Origin of the sequence: Streptomyces sp. NBC_00122, from assembly GCF_045160845.1 — a bacterium.
Lineage (GTDB): Bacteria > Actinomycetota > Actinomycetes > Streptomycetales > Streptomycetaceae > Streptomyces.
The window spans coordinates 6,851,407-6,871,692 of record NZ_CP108191.1 but is presented as its reverse complement, the minus strand read 5'-3'; the positions used below and the strand labels follow the sequence as shown (position 1 = coordinate 6,871,692).

16 protein-coding genes are annotated in these 20,286 nt (G+C 71.7%); 13 read left to right on the top strand and 3 right to left on the bottom strand.

Annotated elements, in window-relative coordinates:
• Window positions 1-8: 8 nt before the first annotated feature.
• A complete protein-coding gene (locus OG737_RS31310; RefSeq protein WP_328929564.1) occupies window positions 9-902 on the bottom strand; it encodes an oxidoreductase in 894 nt (297 codons plus the stop codon).
• A gap of 106 nt (window positions 903-1,008) precedes the next feature.
• Between OG737_RS31310 and OG737_RS31305 the strand changes: the two genes are divergently transcribed.
• A complete protein-coding gene (locus OG737_RS31305; protein ID WP_328929563.1) occupies window positions 1,009-1,668 on the top strand; it encodes a DUF4389 domain-containing protein in 660 nt (219 codons plus the stop codon).
• A gap of 25 nt (window positions 1,669-1,693) precedes the next feature.
• The gene (locus tag OG737_RS31300; RefSeq protein ID WP_328929562.1) at window positions 1,694-2,683 is read left to right on the top strand and encodes an Acg family FMN-binding oxidoreductase; all 990 of its coding nucleotides are present in this window, start codon (window positions 1,694-1,696) and stop codon (window positions 2,681-2,683) included.
• Window positions 2,684-2,699: 16 nt separating this feature from the next.
• On the opposite strand, the gene OG737_RS31295 is transcribed toward OG737_RS31300, so the two are convergent.
• Both OG737_RS31295 and OG737_RS31290 read right to left on the bottom strand, forming a co-directional pair.
• Window positions 2,700-4,577 carry a PAS domain S-box protein gene (locus OG737_RS31295; protein ID WP_328929561.1) on the bottom strand — a complete coding sequence of 626 codons (1,878 nt, stop codon included), beginning with the start codon at window positions 4,575-4,577 and terminating at the stop codon, window positions 2,700-2,702.
• 226 nt (window positions 4,578-4,803) lie between these two features.
• Window positions 4,804-5,313 carry a hypothetical protein gene (locus OG737_RS31290; protein ID WP_328929560.1) on the bottom strand — a complete coding sequence of 170 codons (510 nt, stop codon included), beginning with the start codon at window positions 5,311-5,313 and terminating at the stop codon, window positions 4,804-4,806.
• A 297-nt stretch (window positions 5,314-5,610) separates the two neighbouring features.
• On the opposite strand from OG737_RS31290, the gene OG737_RS31285 reads away from it, so the two are divergent.
• From OG737_RS31285 to OG737_RS31235, 11 genes are all read left to right on the top strand, one after another.
• On the top strand, window positions 5,611-6,297 hold the full coding sequence (locus tag OG737_RS31285) for a response regulator transcription factor (protein ID WP_328929559.1): 687 nt from the start codon (window positions 5,611-5,613) through the stop codon (window positions 6,295-6,297).
• The gene (locus OG737_RS31280) at window positions 6,294-7,679 is read left to right on the top strand and encodes a HAMP domain-containing sensor histidine kinase (protein ID WP_328929558.1); all 1,386 of its coding nucleotides are present in this window, start codon (window positions 6,294-6,296) and stop codon (window positions 7,677-7,679) included. The genes OG737_RS31285 and OG737_RS31280 overlap by 4 nt, the downstream gene beginning before the upstream one ends.
• Window positions 7,680-7,803: 124 nt before the next feature.
• Complete coding sequence (locus tag OG737_RS31275) at window positions 7,804-10,047, top strand: MMPL family transporter (RefSeq protein WP_405922274.1); 2,244 nt, start codon at window positions 7,804-7,806, stop codon at window positions 10,045-10,047.
• Window positions 10,044-10,763 (top strand): DUF2993 domain-containing protein, encoded by a 720-nt coding sequence (locus OG737_RS31270; RefSeq protein WP_405922273.1) that lies wholly within the window; start codon window positions 10,044-10,046, stop codon window positions 10,761-10,763. Before OG737_RS31275 ends, OG737_RS31270 begins: the two co-directional genes overlap by 4 nt.
• Window positions 10,764-10,904: 141 nt before the next feature.
• Window positions 10,905-12,311: a chloride channel protein gene (locus OG737_RS31265; protein WP_405922272.1), complete on the top strand. Its 1,407-nt coding sequence runs from the start codon at window positions 10,905-10,907 to the stop codon at window positions 12,309-12,311.
• Between the two features lie 150 nt (window positions 12,312-12,461).
• Window positions 12,462-13,952, top strand: coding sequence for a gluconokinase, GntK/IdnK-type (locus tag OG737_RS31260; protein ID WP_405922271.1), 1,491 nt, complete (start codon window positions 12,462-12,464; stop codon window positions 13,950-13,952).
• Between the two features lie 32 nt (window positions 13,953-13,984).
• Window positions 13,985-14,899 (top strand): cyclase family protein, encoded by a 915-nt coding sequence (locus tag OG737_RS31255; protein WP_328929553.1) that lies wholly within the window; start codon window positions 13,985-13,987, stop codon window positions 14,897-14,899.
• A 146-nt stretch (window positions 14,900-15,045) separates the two neighbouring features.
• Complete coding sequence (locus OG737_RS31250; protein ID WP_328929552.1) at window positions 15,046-16,626, top strand: GMC family oxidoreductase; 1,581 nt, start codon at window positions 15,046-15,048, stop codon at window positions 16,624-16,626.
• Between the two features lie 211 nt (window positions 16,627-16,837).
• Window positions 16,838-17,632: an SDR family oxidoreductase gene (locus OG737_RS31245; RefSeq protein ID WP_328930535.1), complete on the top strand. Its 795-nt coding sequence runs from the start codon at window positions 16,838-16,840 to the stop codon at window positions 17,630-17,632.
• A gap of 38 nt (window positions 17,633-17,670) precedes the next feature.
• Entirely contained in the window at window positions 17,671-19,155 is a 1,485-nt protein-coding gene (locus OG737_RS31240; RefSeq protein ID WP_328929551.1) for a cytochrome ubiquinol oxidase subunit I, read from the top strand.
• Complete coding sequence (locus tag OG737_RS31235) at window positions 19,155-20,207, top strand: cytochrome d ubiquinol oxidase subunit II (RefSeq protein WP_328929550.1); 1,053 nt, start codon at window positions 19,155-19,157, stop codon at window positions 20,205-20,207. Before OG737_RS31240 ends, OG737_RS31235 begins: the two co-directional genes overlap by 1 nt.
• The last annotated feature ends 79 nt before the right edge of the window (window positions 20,208-20,286 follow it).

Sequence of the window (20,286 nt, the reverse complement as noted above, 5' to 3'; positions counted from 1 at the left end):
GCAGCCCCCTACCCGGGGAACGACACCCCGGTGAGATCCTCCGACACCCGCCACAGGCGGCGGGCCCGCGCGTCGTCCCGGGCCTGGGGGCTCAGGACGGCCGGGCCGGGGTGCCCCCGCAGTTCGCCGCGGCCCTGCGGGCCCGTGTAGCTGCCGCCGGGCAGCGGCTGGGTGGCGGCGTACAGGATGGGCAGGGCGCCCATGGCATCGGACTGGGCAATGAACCGGTTGGTGACCTTCATGATCGCCCGCTGGACGGGGCTGCCGCTGCCGCCCTGGAGGTTCGTCGCCGCGTACCCGGGGTGGGCGGCATGCGCCGTGACGGGTGAGCCCGCTTCGGTGAGGCGGCGCTGGAGTTCGCGGATGAAGAGCAGGTCGGCCAGCTTCGACTGCTGGTACGCGCGCCAGGGACTGTAGTTCCGATGCGAGTTGATGTCGTCGAAGTCGATGTCGACGCCCTTCCTGCGGTGGGCGTTGGAGGCGACGGAGACGACACGGCCGGTGATCCACGGCAGCAGCAGGTTGGTGAGCGCGAACGGTCCCAGGTGATTGGTGCCCAGCTGCATCTCGAAGCCGTCGGCCGTGCGGCGCTCCGGGACGGCCATGACCCCGGCGTTGTTGATCAAGGTGTCGAGCGGCCCGTCCCACTGCGCGGCGAAGGCCCGGACGGAGGCGAGGTCGGCCAGGTCGAGCCTGCGGACCTCGGCGTGCCTGCCGCAGCCGGCCGCCACGGCGTCGCCCCGGGCGGTGTCCCGGACGGCGAGTACGACGTGGGCGCCCACCCGCCCGAGCTCACGGGCCGTGACGGCGCCCAGGCCGCTGCTGGCGCCCGTCACCACGATCGTGCGGCCCGTGAGGTCCGGCAGGTCGGCCGCCGACCAAGCCGCGGGGTACGCGCTCATGGTCACCAGTATCCCGGCGCGGCTGCGATGTGCGCGCCCGAGTGGAGTGCGGCGCGCTCAGCCCGGATGATGGGAGAGGGCGAGGTGAGCCGAGGAGGTGAGCTCCATGACCATGCAGACCTCCTACCCGCCGGTCACTGTGACGGCCAGGCTGGACGCTCCGCTCTCTCGCTGGCTGTGGCTGGTCAAGTGGATCCTGGCCATTCCGCACTACATCGTGCTGACCTTCCTCTGGATCGCCTTCTTCGTGGTCGGCGTGATCGCGTTCTTCGCCATCCTCTTCACCGAGCGTTACCCCCGGGCCCTCTTCGACTTCAACCTCGGGGTGCTCCGCTGGTCCTGGCGGGTCTCGTACTACTCGTACGCCGTGCTGGGGACCGACCGGTACCCGCCGTTCAGCCTCGGCCCCGAGCCCGACTATCCGGCCCGCCTGGACATCGCCTACCCCGAGCGGCTCTCGCGGGGCCTGGTCCTGGTCAAGTGGTGGCTGCTCGCCATCCCGCAGTACCTCGTGGTCGCCATCCTCACCGGGACGGCGCAAAGGGGCTGTTGGAGCGGTGGCCTGATCAGCCTGCTCGCACTGTTCGCGGTCGTCGCGCTGGCCTTCACCCGGAAGTACCCCCGCGATCTGTTCGACCTGCTGATCGGACTCAACCGCTGGGTGCTCCGCGTCACGGCGTACGCCGCGCTGATGACGGACGAGTACCCCCCGTTCCGTCTCGACATGGGCGGCGACGAGCACCCGGCCGCCGCAGCGCAGGACTGAAGCGCCGCACAGACAGGATCCGACCGTGTCCGCACCACCGCTCGACGCCACCGCGGTGCTCGCCCTCATCGAGGACGCCGTCACCGCACCGTCCATGCACAACGCCCAGCCGTGGAAATTCGTCCTGTGGCCCCACGACCGGAGGATCGAGCTGCACGGTGACCCCGAACGTGCCATGCCCCACACCGACCCGGATCTGCGGGCCCTGCATCTCGGCTGCGCCGCGGCCCTGTTCAACCTCCGGGTGGCCGCGGCGGAGCGCGGCTGGGAGGCGGCCGTCACGCTCCTGCCCGACAACGACAGACCGTGGCACCTGGCGGACGCGGTGCTGCGTGAGACCACGGCCGCGGACCCCGCCCTCACGTCCCTGTACCCCGCCGTGCGGCGCCGCCACACCAGCCGCTTCCCCTTCACCGATGAGGAGATCCCGCCCGCCGTACAGGACGGCCTGTGCGCGGCGGCCCTCCTCGAAGGGGCGCGGCTGTTCCTCCCCGACGTCTGGCACACCGAAGCCGTACTGGAGCTCGTACACGACTCCGAGCACCGCGAGGCGATGGACCCGGCGGCACAGGAGGAAACCGCCCGGTGGACCCGTACGGACGCGGCGCCCGACGGGCCGACCGACGCGGGCATCCCCGCGTACGCGTTCGGCCCCCGCCAGTCGGGATCCCGTGCGCCGGTACGGGACTTCGGCAGCTGGCGCCCTGTTCCGGGGCGTGAGTCGGCCGTCTTCGAGCAGAACCCCCGCATCGCGCTGCTCGGTACGTCGGAGGACACTCCGGCGGACTGGCTCCGCGCCGGCCAGGCGCTGCAGCGCGTCCTCCTGCGGGCCACGGCGGACGGGCTCGTCGCCTCGATGACCTCGCAGCCCCTCGAATGGCCCGAACTGCGCTGGGCCGTCCGCGACCCGGTAGCGCCGATGGGCCACGTCCACATGGTGCTGCGCCTCGGCTACGGCCCCCAGGGCCCCGCCACGCCGCGACGCCGGGCGGCCGATGTGCTCGACGTACGGTAGCCGCAGCGAAGCGGTGTCAGCGGCGCGGGGCGGGGAGCGGCAGGGAGAACCAGACGGCCTTGCCCTCGGCCGTCGGGAGGGTGCCCCAGGACGTGGCGAGGGAGTCGACGAGGAGCAGACCGCGGCCGGATTCGGCCTCGGGTGCGGCGAAACGGGCCTGGGGCAGGACGGGGCTGCCGTCGCAGACCTCGACGCTCAGTTCCCGGCCGGCTTGACGCAGTCGGAGGCGGACGGGGCCGCGGCTGTACCTCACCGCGTTGGAGAGCAGCTCGGAGGCGAGCAGGCAGGCCGTCTCGCGGAGCTGCTCGTCGTCCGTGCCCCACGACGCGAGGGTGGAGCGCAGGAAGCGTCGTCCCTCGCCGACGCTGCTCGGGTCGGCGGCCAGGACCACGGTCTGCGCGGTCACCGGGGTGTCGGGGATGCGGGCGAGCAGCAGGGTGACGTCGTCGGGGTTGTCATCGGCGTCCGGCAGCAGATCGGCCAGCAGTCGGTCGGCGGCGCCCTCCAGGCCGTCGGCCGTCGCGAGGGCCTTCTCCAGCGCCGCGGCGAGCCCGTCCACCTGTCCTTCGATGTCGCTCCCCGGAGTTTCCACCAGCCCGTCGGTGTAGAGGGCGAGCACGGAGCCGGGTTCGACCGTGTGACGGCTTTCGTGGTGGGGCACCTCGCCCACGCCGAGCGGCACGCTCACCTCGGCCGGCAGCCGGCTCACCTCCCCGCTCGCGGCGACCAGCAGGACCGGCAGGTGCCCGGCCGAGCAGACCGTTATTTCGGCGGCGTCGGCGTCGACGACCAGGTAGCAGCAGGTGACGAACTGGTCCGGGAGTTCACTGACCACGGCGTCGAGGGCGCGCATGAGCTGCCAGGGAGCCATCCCGGTCTTGGCCAGGGCGTGGGAGGCGGATCTGAGCTGTCCCATGACGGCGGCGGCGTCCAGGCCGCGTCCCATCACGTCGCCGATCATGACGCCGACCCGGCCGCCGCCCAGGGGGATCAGGTCGAACCAGTCGCCGCCCACTCCGGCGCCCTGCCGGGCGGGGAAGTAGCGGCTCGCCGTCGGCATGCCCGGCACGTCCGGCGGTGACCCCATGAGGCTCCGCTGGAGGGTGAGGGCGACGTGGCGCTGCTGTTCGTAGAGCTGGGCGAGCATCTCCTCGGCGGCCTTGCGGTCCGTGACGTCGCGGATGGCCGCGGAGACGAGGGTGCCGTCCGGCGTCTCCAGGGGGCTGAGGCTGATCTCGACGGGGAACTCGCGCCCGTCGCGGCACAGTCCGTACAGCTCCAGCCCCGCACCCATGGGCCGGACCTGGCGGTTGACGAAGTAGCTGTGCCGGAAGTCGGAGTGGTGTCCGCGGAACCGCTGCGGGACGAGCACTTCGACCGGCCGCCCCAGCAGGTCCTCGCGGGCGTAGCCGAAGAGCGCCTCCGTCTGGGCGTTGACGAGCTGGATGATGCCGCTCTCGTCGACGATCACCATCGCGTCGGGCGCCGCCTCCAGCAGCGCCCGGAAGCGCTCCTCGGCGACCCTGCGTTCGCTGACGTCCCGCACGGCCGCCGAGATAAGCAGTCCCTCCGGGGTCTCCAGGGGGCTGAGACTGATCTCCACGGGGAACTCGCGCCCGTCGCGGCACAGTCCGTACAGCTCCAGGCCCGCGCCCATGGGGCGGACCTGGCGGCTCGCCGCGTATCCGAGCCGGTGGGCCGGATGGTGGCCGCGGAACCTCTCGGGCACCAGCACGTCGATGAGGTGCCCCAGGAGTTCCTCCCGGGGGTAGCCGAACAAGGCCTCCGTCTGTGCGTTCACGAGCCGGATCACGCCGGCGTCGTCCACGATCACCATCGCGTCCGGTGCCGCTTCCAGCAGAGCCCGGAACAGCTCTTCGGTCGTCGCTGTCACGCTGCGCCTCGCACTCGTCGAATCCCGCAGAAGCAGAAGGGGACATCCGACCACGTGGCCGAAAATCGCACCCCCGATTGACCGGCATGCGCAGGCAATTGACCAGTTCTGCTCGACGCCGTCGCCGACTCTGCACGACATCCGCGGTGCGCGGCGGCCTCGCCGGTGTGACACCGGCGAGGCCGTGATCCCGCTCAGGGCACCGGCGAGGCCGGGACTCCGTGCGTCAGAGGGCGCTCTTCGTCGCGCTCCCGACGACGCACTCCTTGAACTCGCTGCCGTCGCCCTTCCCGGTGTAGGCCGTCGTGGCCTCGGCCTGCTGGGACGCACCCGCCTTGACCTTGAGCGCGGTCACGTTGGCCTGGGCCAGGTCCGCGGTCGAGGTGGCGCCCCGGAACTTCATGGTGATGTTGTAGGTGTAGTCCACCGAACCGCTGTTGGTGACGGTGAGCCGGGCGACCATCTTCTTGCTCGCGGCGTCCATCTTGCAGTTGTCTATCTTGATGTCGCGCTCGGCCTTGTTGTTGCTGCTGGAACCGCCGCTGACGGTTCCACTGCTGGTGCTGCCGCTGGTGCTGTTGCTGTCGTGGCTGCCACCGCTGGTGCCCCCGCTGGAGCTGCTGTGGCTCGAGCCGTGACTGCCGCCGCAGCTCCCGCCGTGGGAGCCGCGGGCTCCGGTGAGTGCGACGATCGCGATTCCGAACACGGCAATGGCGCGGACATGGCGAAGCTTCACGTTCAACCCCGTTGAAATATCAGTGACTGAGACAGCCCGTCTTGACGGGCGCACGTCACCCTAACAGCGGGCTCGGACAATCTTGTCCGAGCGCCGCCGCGGGGCGGGAGTTCGCCCCGCAGGCCACGCGAACGGGCCGCCCACCAGGTGGTTTCGGAGCAGCCCCGGCCTTCACCGGCGGGTGCGAGGGAGCCGTCGGCGCATTGTTCGGGGAATGTACGGGTGGCGGCGCGTCCAGCGGAAGGCCGGATCGACGCGGTTAGCATCGACGGTGTTCACCGTATGCGAAAGGCAGTGATGACGGAGTCCAGGGGCCTCGTGCTGATCGTCGAGGACGAGCGCCACATCTCCGATGTGCAAAGGCTCTACTTGGCGCGCGAGGGATTCGGTGTCCACGTCGAGGCCGACGGGACCGCCGGGCTCGCGGCCGCGCGGCGGATGCGCCCGGTGGCGATCGTGCTGGACATCGGCCTGCCGGGCATGGACGGCATCGCCTTCTGCCGCGCCCTGCGCGACGCGGGCGACTGGACGCCGGTACTGCTGGTCACCGCGCGCGGTGAGGAGGCCGACCGGATCCTCGGCCTCGAACTGGGCGCCGACGACTACCTGACCAAGCCGTTCTCGCCGCGCGAGCTGGTCGCCCGGGTCAAGACCGTACTGCGCCGGGCGGCGGGGCCGCCCGGCCGGCCGCCCGAGAGCGTCGGCCGGCTCAGCGTGGACCCGGTCAGCCGCACCGTGCGCTGCGACGGTCAGCCGGTCGAGCTCACCGCCACCGAGTTCAATCTGCTCGCACACCTGCTCCAGCACGTGGGGCAGGTCTTCACCCGTGAGCAGTTGCTCGCCCAGGTATGGGGGTACCCGGGCTACCGAGACACCCGGATGGTCGACGTCTTCGTCTCGCAGCTGCGCGCCAAGCTCGGCGACGCCAGCCCGATCCGCACGGTCCGCGGCGTCGGGTACAGCGCGACGGCTCCCCGCACGTGAACCGCCCCCGTTCCGGCCCCCGTCGTGGCTCCCTGGCACGCAACATCGTGGTGCTGACCACCGTGGTGGCGGCGCTCGCCGTGGCGCTGACCGGGCTGGTCGCCTGGCAGACCGCCTCGCACGGCGCGGAGCAGCGCGAACGCGACCAGCTGACGCGTCAGGCAACGGTGCTCAGCCGCCTGCCGGCCCTGTCCGAAACGCTCTTCAACGGCGCCCAGGTACTGGCGGGGCCGAACGGTGTGCAGCTCGCGGTCATCGCCCCGGACGGCACGGTGAGCGGAACCGCCACCCCGGCCGTCGACCGGACCTCGAAGTCGGCTCTGCTGTCGGGGGAGCCGGTGTCCACCGACGGCATCCTGGGCGGCCAGGACGTGCTGCTGGTGGGGCAGCCCGGCGTGCGCGGCGGGGCGGTGGTGCTGGCCGAGCCGTACACGGTCGTCACCCGGAACACGAACCAGATCCGTCGCAACGTGATCGCGCCGCTGATCGTCGGCATGCTCGGCGCGGCCCTGGCCGGAGCGCTCCTGGCCCGCCGCATCGCGCGTCCGCTCGTGAAGGCCGCGCAGATCTCGCACCGGCTCGCCGACGGCGAACGCGGCGTACCGGCCCCGGTCGACGGTCCCCGGGAGACCGCGGACATCGGGCGCGCCCTCAACGTCCTGGACGAGGCGCTGGCGCGCAGCGAGAACCGGCAGCGGGAGTTCCTGCTCTCCGTCTCCCACGACTTGCGCACGCCGCTGACCGCGCTGCAGGGGTACGCGGAGGCGCTCGCCGACGGTCTGATCGAGCCGGAGCGGCTGGCCGAGGTCGGCGGCATCCTGGCCGACGAGACCCGCCGCCTGGACCGGTTCCTGGGAGACCTGCTGGACCTGGCCCGGCTGGAGGCGGACGACTTCCGCCTCGACGTGGCACCGTCCGACCTCTGCGCGGTCGTCGGCGAGGCCGCCGCCTTCTGGACCGGCCTCTGCGCACGCCACGGTGTCGATCTCCGGCTTGAGCAGCCGGGGCAGCCCGTCGTCGTCGAGACGGACGCCTTCCGGGTCCGGCAGCTGATCGACGGCCTGGTGCAGAATGCCCTGCGGGTCACGCCCCAGGGCGCACCCCTGGTCCTCGCCGTCCGCGCGGCCGCGGGCGGCGGGGCCGAGCTGCAGGTCCGCGACGGCGGACCCGGCCTCACCGACGACGACGTGCGCATCGCCTTCGACCACGGTGCCCTCAACGAGCGCTACCGGGGCACCCGCCCGGTCGGCAGCGGCCTGGGGCTGGCCATCGCCCACCGCCTGACCGGCCGCCTCGGCGGCGCCATCCGCGTCGACGGGCACGGCCCGGAAGGCGGCGCCTGCTTCACCGTCGCCCTGCCGCCGGCACCCGACGCGGCTTGAGGACGCGCGGGCCCTCGTCCCGGCCCTGATCCCGGCCCTCGTCCCGGCGGGCGCGCCCTCACCCGTACATTCCCCGAACAATGCGCCCACAGACGCCTTACACGCACCGCGCACAGTGAGCCCCATGAACACTCAATCGGCCGAGGGGCGCGGACTCCTCCACCGCAGCGGGCACTGGTGCGCACGGCATGCCTGGCGGGTCGTGGCCCTGTGGGTGCTGCTCCTGATCGGCCTCGGGCTGGCCAACCACACGTGGGGCGGCACCTTCGCGGACAGCTTCTCCCTGCCCGGTACCCCTACCCAGACCGGCGCCGACCTGCTCACGGCCCACACGAGCGGTTCCGGTGGCACAGCCGCCCCCATCGTGATCACCACCGACCAGGGTTCGCTCACCAGTCACCGGGCCGCGATCGATTCGGCCGTCGGCAACCTGAGCCGCCTGCCGAACGTCCTGTCGGTGGCCGACCCGCTCACCACACCCGGGGCGGTCTCCGCCAACGGCGGCATCGCCCAGATGACCGTCCGCTTCAACGGCAACCCGGCGACCTTCGACCCGTCCTACCTCGCCGAGGTCGAGACCGCCGTCCAGCCGCTGCGCGCCGACCAGGTCACCGTCGAGTACGGGGCCCCGCTGGGGCAGCTGGCCACGCCCAAGTCCGCCGACCGCACCTCAGAGGCCATCGGTCTGGCCGTCGCCGTGCTCGTGCTGCTGATCGGCTTCGGCAGCGTCGCCGCCACCGGGCTGCCGCTGCTGACGGCCGTGACCGGCCTGGCCGTCAGCCTGGCCGGTCTCGGACTGCTCGCCCGGCAGTTCGACTTCGCCCAGGCGTCCCCGACCCTGGCCGCGATGATGGGTCTCGGCGTCGGCATCGACTACGCGCTCTTCCTGGCCACCCGCTACCGGGCTCTGCTGCACTCCGGAACGGAACCCGCCGAGGCGGTCGGGCGTACGGTCGCCACCAGCGGCCGTGCCGTGCTGGTCGCCGCCGCCACGGTCGCCATGGCCCTGGCCGGGCTCTGCGTCAGCGGCGTGAGCTTCATCGGCACCCTCGGCGTCGCGGCCGGGCTCAGTGTCGTCGTGGCCGCTGCCGCGTCCGTGACGCTGACTCCCGCGCTGCTGGGTCTGCTCGGCCGCCGGATCGACCGCCTGCACGTGCGTACGCCGGTCGCCGAACCCACCGGCGAGTCGGACGTCTGGCACCGCTGGGCCGTCAAGGTCAGCCGGCGCCCCTGGCTCTTCCTGGTGAGCGGCCTGCTCCTGCTCGGCGTCCTCTCCATCCCCGTCGCTTCCATGCGGCTCGGCCACGTCGACGCCGGAGCGCAGCCCACCAGCCGGACCGACCGCCGCGCCTACGACCTGATCACGGAGGGCTTCGGCCCCGGAGCCAACGGCACCGTCACCGTCGTCACCCACCTCGACAGCCGGCAGGTCGCCGACCAGGGCGAGCGCGGGGCCCTCGCCGACTCGATCCAGCAGGCGCTGGCCGGCGTACCCGGCGTCGCCTCCGTGACGCCCCCGGCCCCCAGCCCCGACCACGCCCTGCTCATCACCACGGTCACTCCCACCACCGGCCCGCAGGAGCGGGCCACCACCGACCTGATCCACACCTTGCAGAACGACACGGTGCCGACCACGCTGTCGGGCACCGGCGCCACCGGCTACGTCACCGGCACCGCCGCCGCCACCCAGACCTTCACCGACACGCTCACCACCCAACTGCCCCTGATCATCGCCGTGGTGGTCGCCGCCGCGTTCCTGCTGCTGCTCACCGTGTTCCGCAGCCCGCTGATCGCGCTCAAGGCCGCCGTGCTCAATCTGTTCTCCATCGCCGCCGCCTACGGCGTGGTCGTCGCGGTCTTCCAATGGGGCTGGGGCGGCGCGCTGTTCGGCGTCACCGAGAAGGTGCCCGTCGAGTCCTACGTGCCGATGATGATGTTCGCGATCGTCTTCGGACTCTCCATGGACTACGAGGTCTTCCTGCTCTCCCGGATCCGCGAGACGTGGCTGCACCGCAAGGACAACCACCTGGCCGTCGCGACCGGCCTCGCCGCCACGGCCCGCGTCATCACCTGCGCGGCCCTGATCATGACCAGCGTCTTCCTGGCGTTCCTGCTCTCCACGAACGTCGCCGTCAAGATGCTCGCCCTCGGCCTCGGGGTCAGCGTCATCATCGACGCCACCGTGGTGCGCCTGCTCCTGGTGCCCGCGTGCATGTACCTCTTCGGGCGGGCCAACTGGTGGCTCCCCGGCTGGCTCGACCGGCTCCTGCCGCATCTCGACCCCGAAGGGCCCCCCGCCGCACCCAGCTCCCCGCCCGCCTCCCTGCCCGCCCCCGCCCTCGCGCCCGCCCGGGGAGAGCGCCGATGAACCAGCGGGTGACGAAGACCCGGGCAGCCATGCGCCGCCACCTCGTCCTCACGGTCACGACCGCCGTGCTCCTGGTGGCCGTCGTCGCCACGGGCGCGGCCGAGTACACGGCCCGCAACAGGATCCGTGACCACATCGCGCAAGCGGCACCCGGCCTCGGCGACGACGTCGCGGTCAGCGCGTCCGGCGACTGGGTCCTGTGGGACCTGGCGCAGGAGAGCATCCCCCGGCTGGACATCAGCAGCGACGACGCCCGCCTCGGACCGCTCTCCCAAGTCTGCGTACGCGCACGGCTCGACGACGTCCGCCTCGGCGAGAAGACCACCGTCGGCAGCACCCACGTCCAGGTGACCGCCTCCCCGCAGTCCATCGCCACCGCGATCCGGACCGCCGCACCGTCCGTTCCGGTGACCACGGTCACCACGGACCCGGCGAACGGAACCGTCCTCGCCGCCGTCGGCCCAGGCGGCGTCGGACAGCTGACACTGCGTCCCGTGCTCGCGGACGGGAAGGTCACGCTCGCCGTGGACGGGCTCACCGTGTTCGGCCGCTCCGTCCCCACCAGCCGGTTCGGGATGGGCGACGGCGCTCTCGGAACTGAGCGGGGCGCGCTGAAGGAATACCCGCTCGGGCTCAAGGCAACGTCCGTACACGTCCGGCCGGACGGCCTGCACGTCACCCTGACGGGCGGCTCCAGCACCCTGGTCGGCGCTTGACGTCCGCACTCCGCTTCCCGGCCCGTCCGGACATGCGAAGCCTACGACCGGATGCTGCAATGACCGAGGAGGATTCCGCGATTCAGCAGGCCAGGCTCCTCGCCTGAAACGGACGGCCAGAACCGAGACGGGACACATCCCATGACGGCATCGGATCCGCGCCCCTCGGAGCAGCCTGCCGGAGGGGCACAGCCCGAAGAGGCGGACCGGCTGCGTGCGCTGTTGCGCAGTCCCGGTTATCTCAAGGCGCTCGTGTTCTGCGCCCTCATGGGTATTCCGGTATCGCTGGTGGCGTTCTGGTTCCTGGTCGCCCTCCACGAGCTGGAGCACCTGATGTGGGCCGGTCTGCCGGAGGCTCTGGGCTGGGACGCCCCGCCGTGGTGGTGGCCGTTGCCGCTGCTGCTCGTGGCCGGCGTGGCCGTCGGGCTCGTGGTCACCCGTCTGCCCGGCGCCGGGGGCCACATCCCCGCCGGGGGACTGCACACGGGCGGTCTGTCGGCGAAAGCCCTGCCCAGTGTGATCCTCGCCGCCATGATCAGCCTTCCCCTCGGCGCCACGCTCGGCCCGGAGGCCCCGTTGATCGCCCTCGGTGGCGGCTTGGCGCTGCTCTTCAGGGATCTGGCGCGGGTGCCGGCGACCGCCCAGAGCACGGCACTCCTGGGCGCGGCCGGGGCAGCGGCGGCGGTCGCGGTGATCTTCGGGAGCCCGCTGATCGCGGGGGTGCTGCTCATCGAAGTGGCCGGGGTGGGCGGGCCACAGCTGTTCGCGGTCATGCTGCCCGCGCTGCTGTCGAGCGGGGTGGGCTCGCTCGTGTTCACCGGCTTCGGCCGCTGGACCGGTCTCGATGCGCCCAGCCTCTCCGTGAAGGTGGGCGTGCCGGTTCCGCACATCGATGCCGGGGACGTGCTCTGGGCGGTCCCGATGGCAGTGGCCATCGGCGCCCTCCTGCATCTGATCATGCGAGGAGGGCGACTGACCGCGCGGTTCGTCGCGAAGCGCACCGTCGCCCGTACGACCCTGTGCGCCCTGGCAGCGGGCGTCTGCTCCGCCGTGTACGCACTCACCACCGGCCTGTCGCCCGCTGACGTGTCGTCCTCCGGCCAGGGGACGCTGAGCCGGATGGCCGCCGATCCGCATGCCTGGGGGGTCGGGGCCCTGATCGCGGTGGTGCTCTGCACGGGCGCCGCCTACGCCCTGTGCCTGGGCAGCCTGCGGGGCGGCCCCGTGTTCCCGTCGCTGTTCCTGGGCTGTGCGATCGGTGTGCTGCTCGCGCCCCTGCCGGGGCTGGGGGTCGTACCGGGAATGGCCGCGGGCATGGCGGCCGCGACGACCAGTGCCTTGCGGCTACCGGTCAGCAGCATCGTGCTCGTCGTCGTGGTGCTCGGCAGCGTCGCCATGACACCCGTGGTGATGCTGGCGGCCGTCGTGTCCTTCGTGACGACCCAGTTGCTGCCACCCGGGCCCGTCATTCCACCCGTGGGCAAATCCGCGGAACCGCCGGCCGCCCATGCCCCCGCCCCCGCCCCCGGCGCGTCCGGCTCCGCCTGAGGCCACCGCCGTACCCCCGTTTCGCCCCATCTCCGCCGCACGGTCGCCGAGGTGCGCCGCGGACGGCGCGCGCCGAGAGTGGAAGTACCCGGCCGGAACCGGACGGGCCGGTCGTACCGCACCGTCACCGCACCGCACCGAGGAGGCCGTATGGCACGCCACCACGTGCCCGCAGCCGTGGTGCTCGTGACGGGCGTGGCGGGGTCGGGGAAGTCCACGGTGGTGCGGCTGATGGCCGACCGGCTCGGCTGGGCGCAGGAGGACGCCGACGACTTCCACTCTCCGGCGAACCGGGCCAAGATGGCGGCCGGCGAACCCCTGACCGACGAGGACAGACGCCCGTGGCTGGCCGACGTCGAGGCATGGATCGACCGGCGGATCGCAGCGCGGGAACCCGCTGTCGTCGCCGTATCCGCCCTCAAGCGAGCCTATCGGGACCAACTGGCCCAGGGACGGCCCGAAGTACGTCTGGTCTATCTGCACGGTTCACGGCAGCTCATCCGCTCCCGGCTGATGTCCCGGCACGGCCACTTCTTCCCCGCACGGCTGCTGGACAGCCAGTTCGCCGACCTCCAGGAGCCGGAGCCCGACGAGCACGCCTGCATGGTGGACATCGACCAGCCCCCGGAGGCCGTCGTCGATGCCGCCATCGCCCTGCTCGACGCCGGCGCCCGCACGGCGCCCTCCCCCGCCGCACCGACCGAGGAGCCGCACATGCCCCCCACCGCATCGGGAGAACAGTGGCGGCTGCGTCACGCCGCCCACGAGGCGGTGGTGGTCGAGCTGGGCGGCGCGCTGCGCCACTACGAGGTGGGCGGGCGGGCCCTGCTCGACGGGTTCGCCGCCGACGAGCGGATCACCGGCGGACGGGGGCAGCTTCTCGTGCCCTGGCCGAACCGGGTGGCAGGCGGGCAGTACCACTTCGGTGGCGAGGACCTGCAACTCCCGCTGACCGAACCGGAGAACGACAACGCGATCCACGGGCTCCTGAGGTGGGTACCGTGGCGGCTGCTCGGCCGCAGCGACGACGCGGTCACGGTGGGCACCACCCTCTTCCCGCAGCCCGGATACCCGTACCAGCTGGAGGTCCACGCCGAGTACCGGCTGGGCCCGGAGGGGCTTGAGACCACTGTCACCGCCACCAACGCGGGGGACGCCGCCGCGCCCTACGGCGTGGGCCAGCACCCCTATCTGACCGTGGGCACCGGCCTGGTGGACACCGCGCTGCTGACCGTGCCGGCCCGCTCCCGGCTCGTCACCGACGAACACGGCCTGCCGACCGGCGAGGAACCGGTCGAGGGCACGGCGTACGACTTCCGCACCGCCCGGCCCATCGGCGAGGAGCGACTGGACACCGCGTACACGGGTCTCGACCACGACCCCGCAGGCCACTGCGCGGTCCGGCTGGCGCACCCTTCGGGGAGGTACGGCATCGACGTACGGCTCATCGAGGGCGTCCGGTACGTGCAGGTGTACACCGGGGACACGCTGCCGGAGCCCGGGCGGCGCCGGCGCGGTGTCGCCATCGAGCCGATGTCGTGCCCGGCCGACGCGTTGCGCAGCGGCACGGGGCTCACCGTCCTGGAACCGGGCGGCAGCCACGTGTTCCGCTGGGGCCTGGTTCCGTGGGGGGCCTGGTGACCGCGGCGGCCGGGCCGTCGACGCCGCGGCCCATGACCGGTGACGCCTTTCGCGCGTTGTACGAGGAGCTGCGCGGCATGTGCCCGCGCGCCCCCGACGACCGCCGCGGCACACTCGGCCACCTGACGCCCGAGCGCGTGGTGGCCGCCACCGCCGAGGTCCGCTCCGGACTCACGGTGTCCCTCGCCGCGCCCATCGAAACCCTGTCCGGCCCGGACAATCCCGAACCCGCACGTCACAGGATGATCGCGCCGTCCGCCGGTGAGGCCGTCGCCGACGGGTTGCACTTCGCGCGCGACCGGTTCTCGATGAACGTGCACGGGGACGCGGACAGTCATCTCGACGCGCTGTGCCACGTGCTGTTCGACGGGGAGCTCTACAACGGCGTGCCGGCGAGCAGTGTGACGCCCGAGGGCGCCGGCGCGCTCTCCGTCGAAACCGTCCGGAACGGCATCGTCGGCCGTGGCGTGCTCCTGGACGTTCCGCGGCTGCGGGGCGTGCCCTGGCTGGAGCCCGGGGATCACGTGACCGCTGACGATCTGACCGCGGCGGAGGCGGCCCAAGGCGTCCGGGTCGGCCCGGGAGACATGCTCTTCGTACGAGTGGGGCATCGCCTGCGGCGCCTGGAGCACGGGGCGTGGGACGCGGAGCGGGCCCGGGCCGGACTTCATCCCACGGCCGTGCGGTTCCTGGCCGAGCGGCAGGTCGCCGTGCTGGGCGCGGACGGCAACCACGACACCGCCCCGAGCGCGGTGGCCGGGATCGGCTTTCCCGTGCACGTACTGGCGATGCACGCCATGGGACTGCACCTGATGGACTACCTGCAGTTCGAGGACTTGACCGAGGCGTGCACACGCGCGGGCCGGTGGTCCTTCCTGTGCGCGGTCGCGCCGCTGCGGCTTCCGTCGGCCACCGGCTCGCCCGTGAACCCGATCGCCGTTCTGTGACGGCCGCGTGCGGGGCCCCGTCCGGTCGCCACGCACGGCAAGGGGGGATACGTTCGAAGAGGTGGGGTGGCTGCCGTGTCCCGGCAGAGCGCAGAGAGAGGGCCCGGTAACAGGGCGGGCCCACGAGCGCAAGGAGTGTGGTCGCCGTGGGCGACTCCCCGCACTACGACGTCGTCATCATCGGTACCGGCGCCGGCGGCGGTACGCTCGCCCACCGGCTCGCTCCGTCCGGCAAACGCGTACTCATCCTCGAACGCGGCGACTACCTCCCCCGCGAGCGGGACAACTGGGACTCCACCGCCGTGTTCGTGAAGGGCAAGTACCGTGCCCCGGAGTTCTGGCTGGACAAGCACGGCGACGAGTTCCCGCCCGAGGTCAACTACTACGTCGGGGGAAACACCAAGTTCTACGGCGCCGCCCTCTTCCGGCTGCGGCCCGAGGACTTCGGGGAGCTCCGCCACCACGACGGGCTGTCGCCCGCCTGGCCGATCAGGTACGAGGACCTGGAGCCCTACTACACCGAGGCCGAGCACCTCTACAAGGTCCACGGACGGCACGGAGAGGACCCGTGGGAAGGGCCGTACAGCGACCAGTACGCCTACCCGCCGGTCGAACACGAGCCGCGCATCCAGCAACTGAGCGACGACCTGGAGAAGCGCGGCCTGCACCCGTTCCACCTGCCCATCGGCGTCGACCTGCGACAGGACGAGAACGGGCGGGCGACCCGCTCCAGCGTCTGCATCCGCTGCGACCGCGTGGACGGCTTCCCCTGCCTGGTACGCGGTAAGTCGGACGCCCAGGTGATCTGCGTGGAGCCCGCGCTGCGGCACCCGAACGTAGAAATGATCACCAACGCCCGGGTGGTCCGGCTGGAGACCGACCCGGCCGGACGGAGCGTCAGCACGGTCGTGACCCGGGGCGAGGACGGGGTGGAGGCCTCCTACTCCGCGGACATCGTGGTCGTCGCCTGCGGGGCGGTCAACTCGGCGGTGCTCCTTCTGGCCTCGGCCAACGACCGCCACCCCCGCGGGCTGGCGAACAGCTCCGACGTGGTCGGCCGCCACTACATGCGTCACAACAACCTCGCCCTGATGGCCATTTCGAAGGAACCCAACGACACCAAGTTCCAGAAGACCCTGGCCCTGCACGACTGGTACCTCGGCGCCGACGACTGGGAGTACCCGCTGGGCGGCATCCAGATGCTCGGCAAGTCGGACGCCGACCAGATCCACGGCGAGGCGCCCCGCTGGGCGGGCAAGGTGACCCCCGACATGCCCTTCGAGGTCATGGCCCACCACGCGGTCGACTTCTGGCTGTGCGGCGAGGACCTTCCCCTCCCCGACAACCGGGTCACGGTCGACGGCGACGGCACCATCCGTCTCGTGCTCGACGAGAAGAACAACATCGCGGGGCTGAAACGCCTGCGGCACAAGCTCCAGGGCATGCTCGGCCATCTGGGGATGCAGGAGCACCATCTCCTGTCGCGCAGCCTCTACCTCCACAAGGGCATGCCGATCGGCGCCACGGCCCACCAGGCCGGCACCGTCCGGTTCGGCGACGACCCGGCCACATCCGCACTGGACGTGGACTGCAAGGCCCACGATCTCGACAACCTGTACGTGGTCGACACGAGCTTCTTCCCGAGCATCGGCGCGGTCAATCCGTCCCTCACTGCGATCGCGAACGCCCTGCGCGTGGGCGACCACCTCGTGGAACGGCTGAGCTGACCGCGGAGCTTGCTCCGACCGGGGGTTGGTGCTCGGCCGCGTGGCCCAAGAGCACCCCGCCCGGGCTGCCGATCCGCGAAGAGGGTGCTTCCGTGGCGTTCGGAGCCTGTCGGGCCGCGGTCCGGCGGACCGGATCCGGACCGGGCAGTCGAGGAGGCAGTCGATCGTGAGTTCCACCGAGGGCGTACCGCAGGACGTGTTCCCCGCTCACCTGCTCAAGGGCCAGAAAGCGCTGGTCACCGGCGCCAACAGCGGAATCGGCAAGGCGACGGCCATCGGCCTGGGCCGAGCCGGCGCCGACGTGGTCGTGAACTACGTGGCCGGCAAGGAAGAGGCCGAGAAGGTGGTCGAGGAGATCGCCTCGTTCGGCGTGCGCGCCGCCGCGTACGAGGCGGACGTGTCCCAGGAGGACCAGGTCGTGGCCATGATGGACCGGATGGTCCAGGAATTCGGCACGATCGACATCCTGGTCGCCAACGCCGGGCTGCAGCGCGACGCCGCGTTCGAGGAGATGACGCTCGCCCAGTGGCAGAAGGTGCTGGACGTCAACCTCACGGGCCAGTTCCTCTGCGCGCGGGAGGCGACGAAGGAGTTCCTGCGGCGCGGCGTCGTCCCTGAGGTGTCCCGGGCGGCCGGAAAGATCATCTGCATGAGTTCCGTCCACCAGATCATTCCCTGGGCGGGTCACGCCAACTACGCCTCCTCCAAGGGGGGCGTGCACATGCTGATGACGACCCTGGCCCAGGAACTCGCGCCCAAGAAGATCCGCGTGAACGCGATCGCTCCGGGAGCCATCAAGACTCCGATCAACCGCGACGCGTGGGAGACGGAGGCGGCGCGCGAGGATCTGCTCCGGCTGATCCCCTACGTGCGCATCGGCGACCCCGAGGACATCGCCCACGCGGCGGTGGCCCTCGCCTCCGACCTCATGGACTACGTCGTGGGCACCACGCTCTACGTGGACGGCGGGATGACCCTCTTCCCCGGTTTCGCCACCGGCGGCTGACCCCCGCCCACCAGTCATCCCGAGCGGCAAAGGAACGTATGCACACCACGGTCCACCTGCTGGCGGCAGACGCCCCCGCCCAAATGCTCCCGGCCAGGGAACTCATGGCGTTCACCCTCGCCTCCCACATCCTCCTGGTGCCGATGGGAGTGGCACTGCCGCTCATCACCCTCGTCATGCACTACCGCGGCCTGCGCCGGAACGACGCCACAGCCCTGCTGCTGGCCCGGCGCTGGTCGGCCGTGATGGCGGTGCAGTTCGCGATCGGCGTCGTCACCGGCACCGTACTGTCGTTCGAGTTCGGCCTGCTCTGGCCGGGACTGATGGGCCGGTGGGGCGATGTCTTCGGCGTCGGGTTCGGCGTCGAGGCCTGGGCGTTCTTCCTCGAAGCGGTGCTCATCGCCATCTACCTGTACGGCTGGCGCAGGCTCAAGCCACGCACCCACTTCCTGCTCGGGCTGCCGCTGCCGGCCACCGCGCTGCTCGGGGCCTTCGGCATCCTGGCCGCCAACTCGTGGATGAACACCCCACAGGGCTTCTCGCTCGACTCCGAGGGCAACCCGGTCGACGTGGACGTCTGGAAGGCCATCTTCACCCCGATGTTCGGGCCCCAGTACTGGCACTTCGTGATGGCGATGCTGGTGACGGCGGGCTACGTCGTGGCAGGCGTCTACGCCGTCGGATGGCTGCGCGGCCGCCGGGACCGCTACCACAGGCTCGGCTTCACGGTCCCCTTCACCATTGCCGCGGTGGCCACTCCGGTGCAGTTCATGCTGGGCGACTCGATCGCCCGGCAGGTGTTCCACAAGCAGCCGGTGAAGTTCGCGGCGATGGAGATCGTCTGGAACACCGACACCCACGTTCCGGAGTACCTCTTCGGCCGGCTCCACCCGGACGGGTCGGTATCCGGCGGCATCAAGATCCCCCAGCTCGACTCCATCCTGGCCGGTTTCAAACCGGACACCCAGGTGACCGGGCTGACCTCCGTACCGGCGAGCGACCGGCCGAACGCCACGCAGGCCACGATCGCGCACTGGGCCTTCGACGTCATGGTCGTCATCGGCTCCCTGCTGGTGCTCCTCGCCCTCTGGTACGGCCTGATCTGGCTGCGCCACCGCCGGTTGCCCCGCTCCAAGTGGTTCTACCTCAGTGCTGCCTGCGCCGGCGCCGCCTCCCTCGTCGCCGTCGAATGCGGCTGGATCACGACCGAGGTGGGCCGCCAGCCTTGGATCGTCTACCAGAACATGCGCGTCGCCGAGGCCGTGACCTCGACCCGCTCCTCCACCCTCTGGATCATGTTCGGCCTGGTGATCGTCGTGTACGTGTTCGTCTTCGGGTCGTTCGTCGCCATCCTGCTGAAGATGCGTGACCGCTGGCGCCTGGCCGACGAACAGGCAGGTGGGCAGCACGTCGAGACACCGGAGTCGGTCACCCCCTACGGTCCGCGACCTCCGGTCCCGGCCGGCGACGCCCGGTCCTCGGAAGACGGCGGCTCCAGCGGCTCCGGGGGCGATGGAGCGTGATGGCCGACTTCGTCGCTTTCGTGATGCTGCTCGCCGTGACCGCCTACGCCTGCGCCGGCGGGACCGACTACGGGGCGGGCTTCTGGGACCTGACGGCCGGCGGAGCCGAGCGCGGCAAGCGCCCCCGATGGCTGATCGACCACGCCATGGCTCCCGTGTGGGAGGTCAACAACGTCTGGCTGATCTTCGTCCTCGTCCTCATGTGGACCGGGTTCCCCGTGATGTTCCAGACCGTGTTCACCGCGATGTGGCTCCCCCTGGCGCTGGCGGTCCTGGGCACGGTCCTGCGCGGCGCCGGATTCGCCCTGCGCAAACCCTCCCGCCGGCTGGCCCGCCGGCGCCTCTACGGCGCCGTGTTCGCCGTCGCCTCCCTGCTCACCCCGTTCTTCCTCGGGGCGGCCGTCGGCGGCATCGCCTCCGGCCGGGTCGCGCCCGGTACCAAGGCCTCGGCGGACGCGTGGGCCAACCCCACGTCCCTCCTGTTCGGGCTGCTCACCGTCGCCGCGACCGCGCTCCTCGGCGCCGTGTTCCTGACCGCCGACGCCGTACGCTTCGACGCACCCGACCTCGTCGGCTACTTCCGGCTCCGCGCCCTCATCGGTCTCGTCGCGGTCGCCCTGACGGCCGTGGGCGTGCTCCTCGTCACCCACGGCGACGCCCCCTACGTCTGGCACGGGCTCACCCACGGTGCGGGGCTCGCCCTCGTGATCGTGTCCGCGGTGTTCTTCGCCGCCACGGCGCTGTTCGTGCTGCGGGGCGAGGTCCACCGGGCCCGTTTCAGCGCCGTCGGCATCGTCGGCGCGGCCATCTTCGCCTGGGGGTTCGCCCAGCGCCCTTACCTCATCCCCACGTCCCTGACCATCGCGGACGCCGCGGGCGATTCCCAGACGCTGGCCTGGCTCCTGGTGGTCAGCCTCGTCGCGCTGCTGCTCGTCGCCCCGGCCGTCTTCTTCCTCTACTGGATGGACACCCACGGCGAGCTGGAAGCCCTCACCGAGTCCGACCTGCGCCGGACCCGGACCTCGCGGGGCGACGCGGCCGACGGCGACTGACCTCGCGGGGCCACACCGGCCCGGTGGCCGCGGCCCTGTGCACCCGATCGGGGCCGGCGGCCTCCGGAACCCTGTCGAG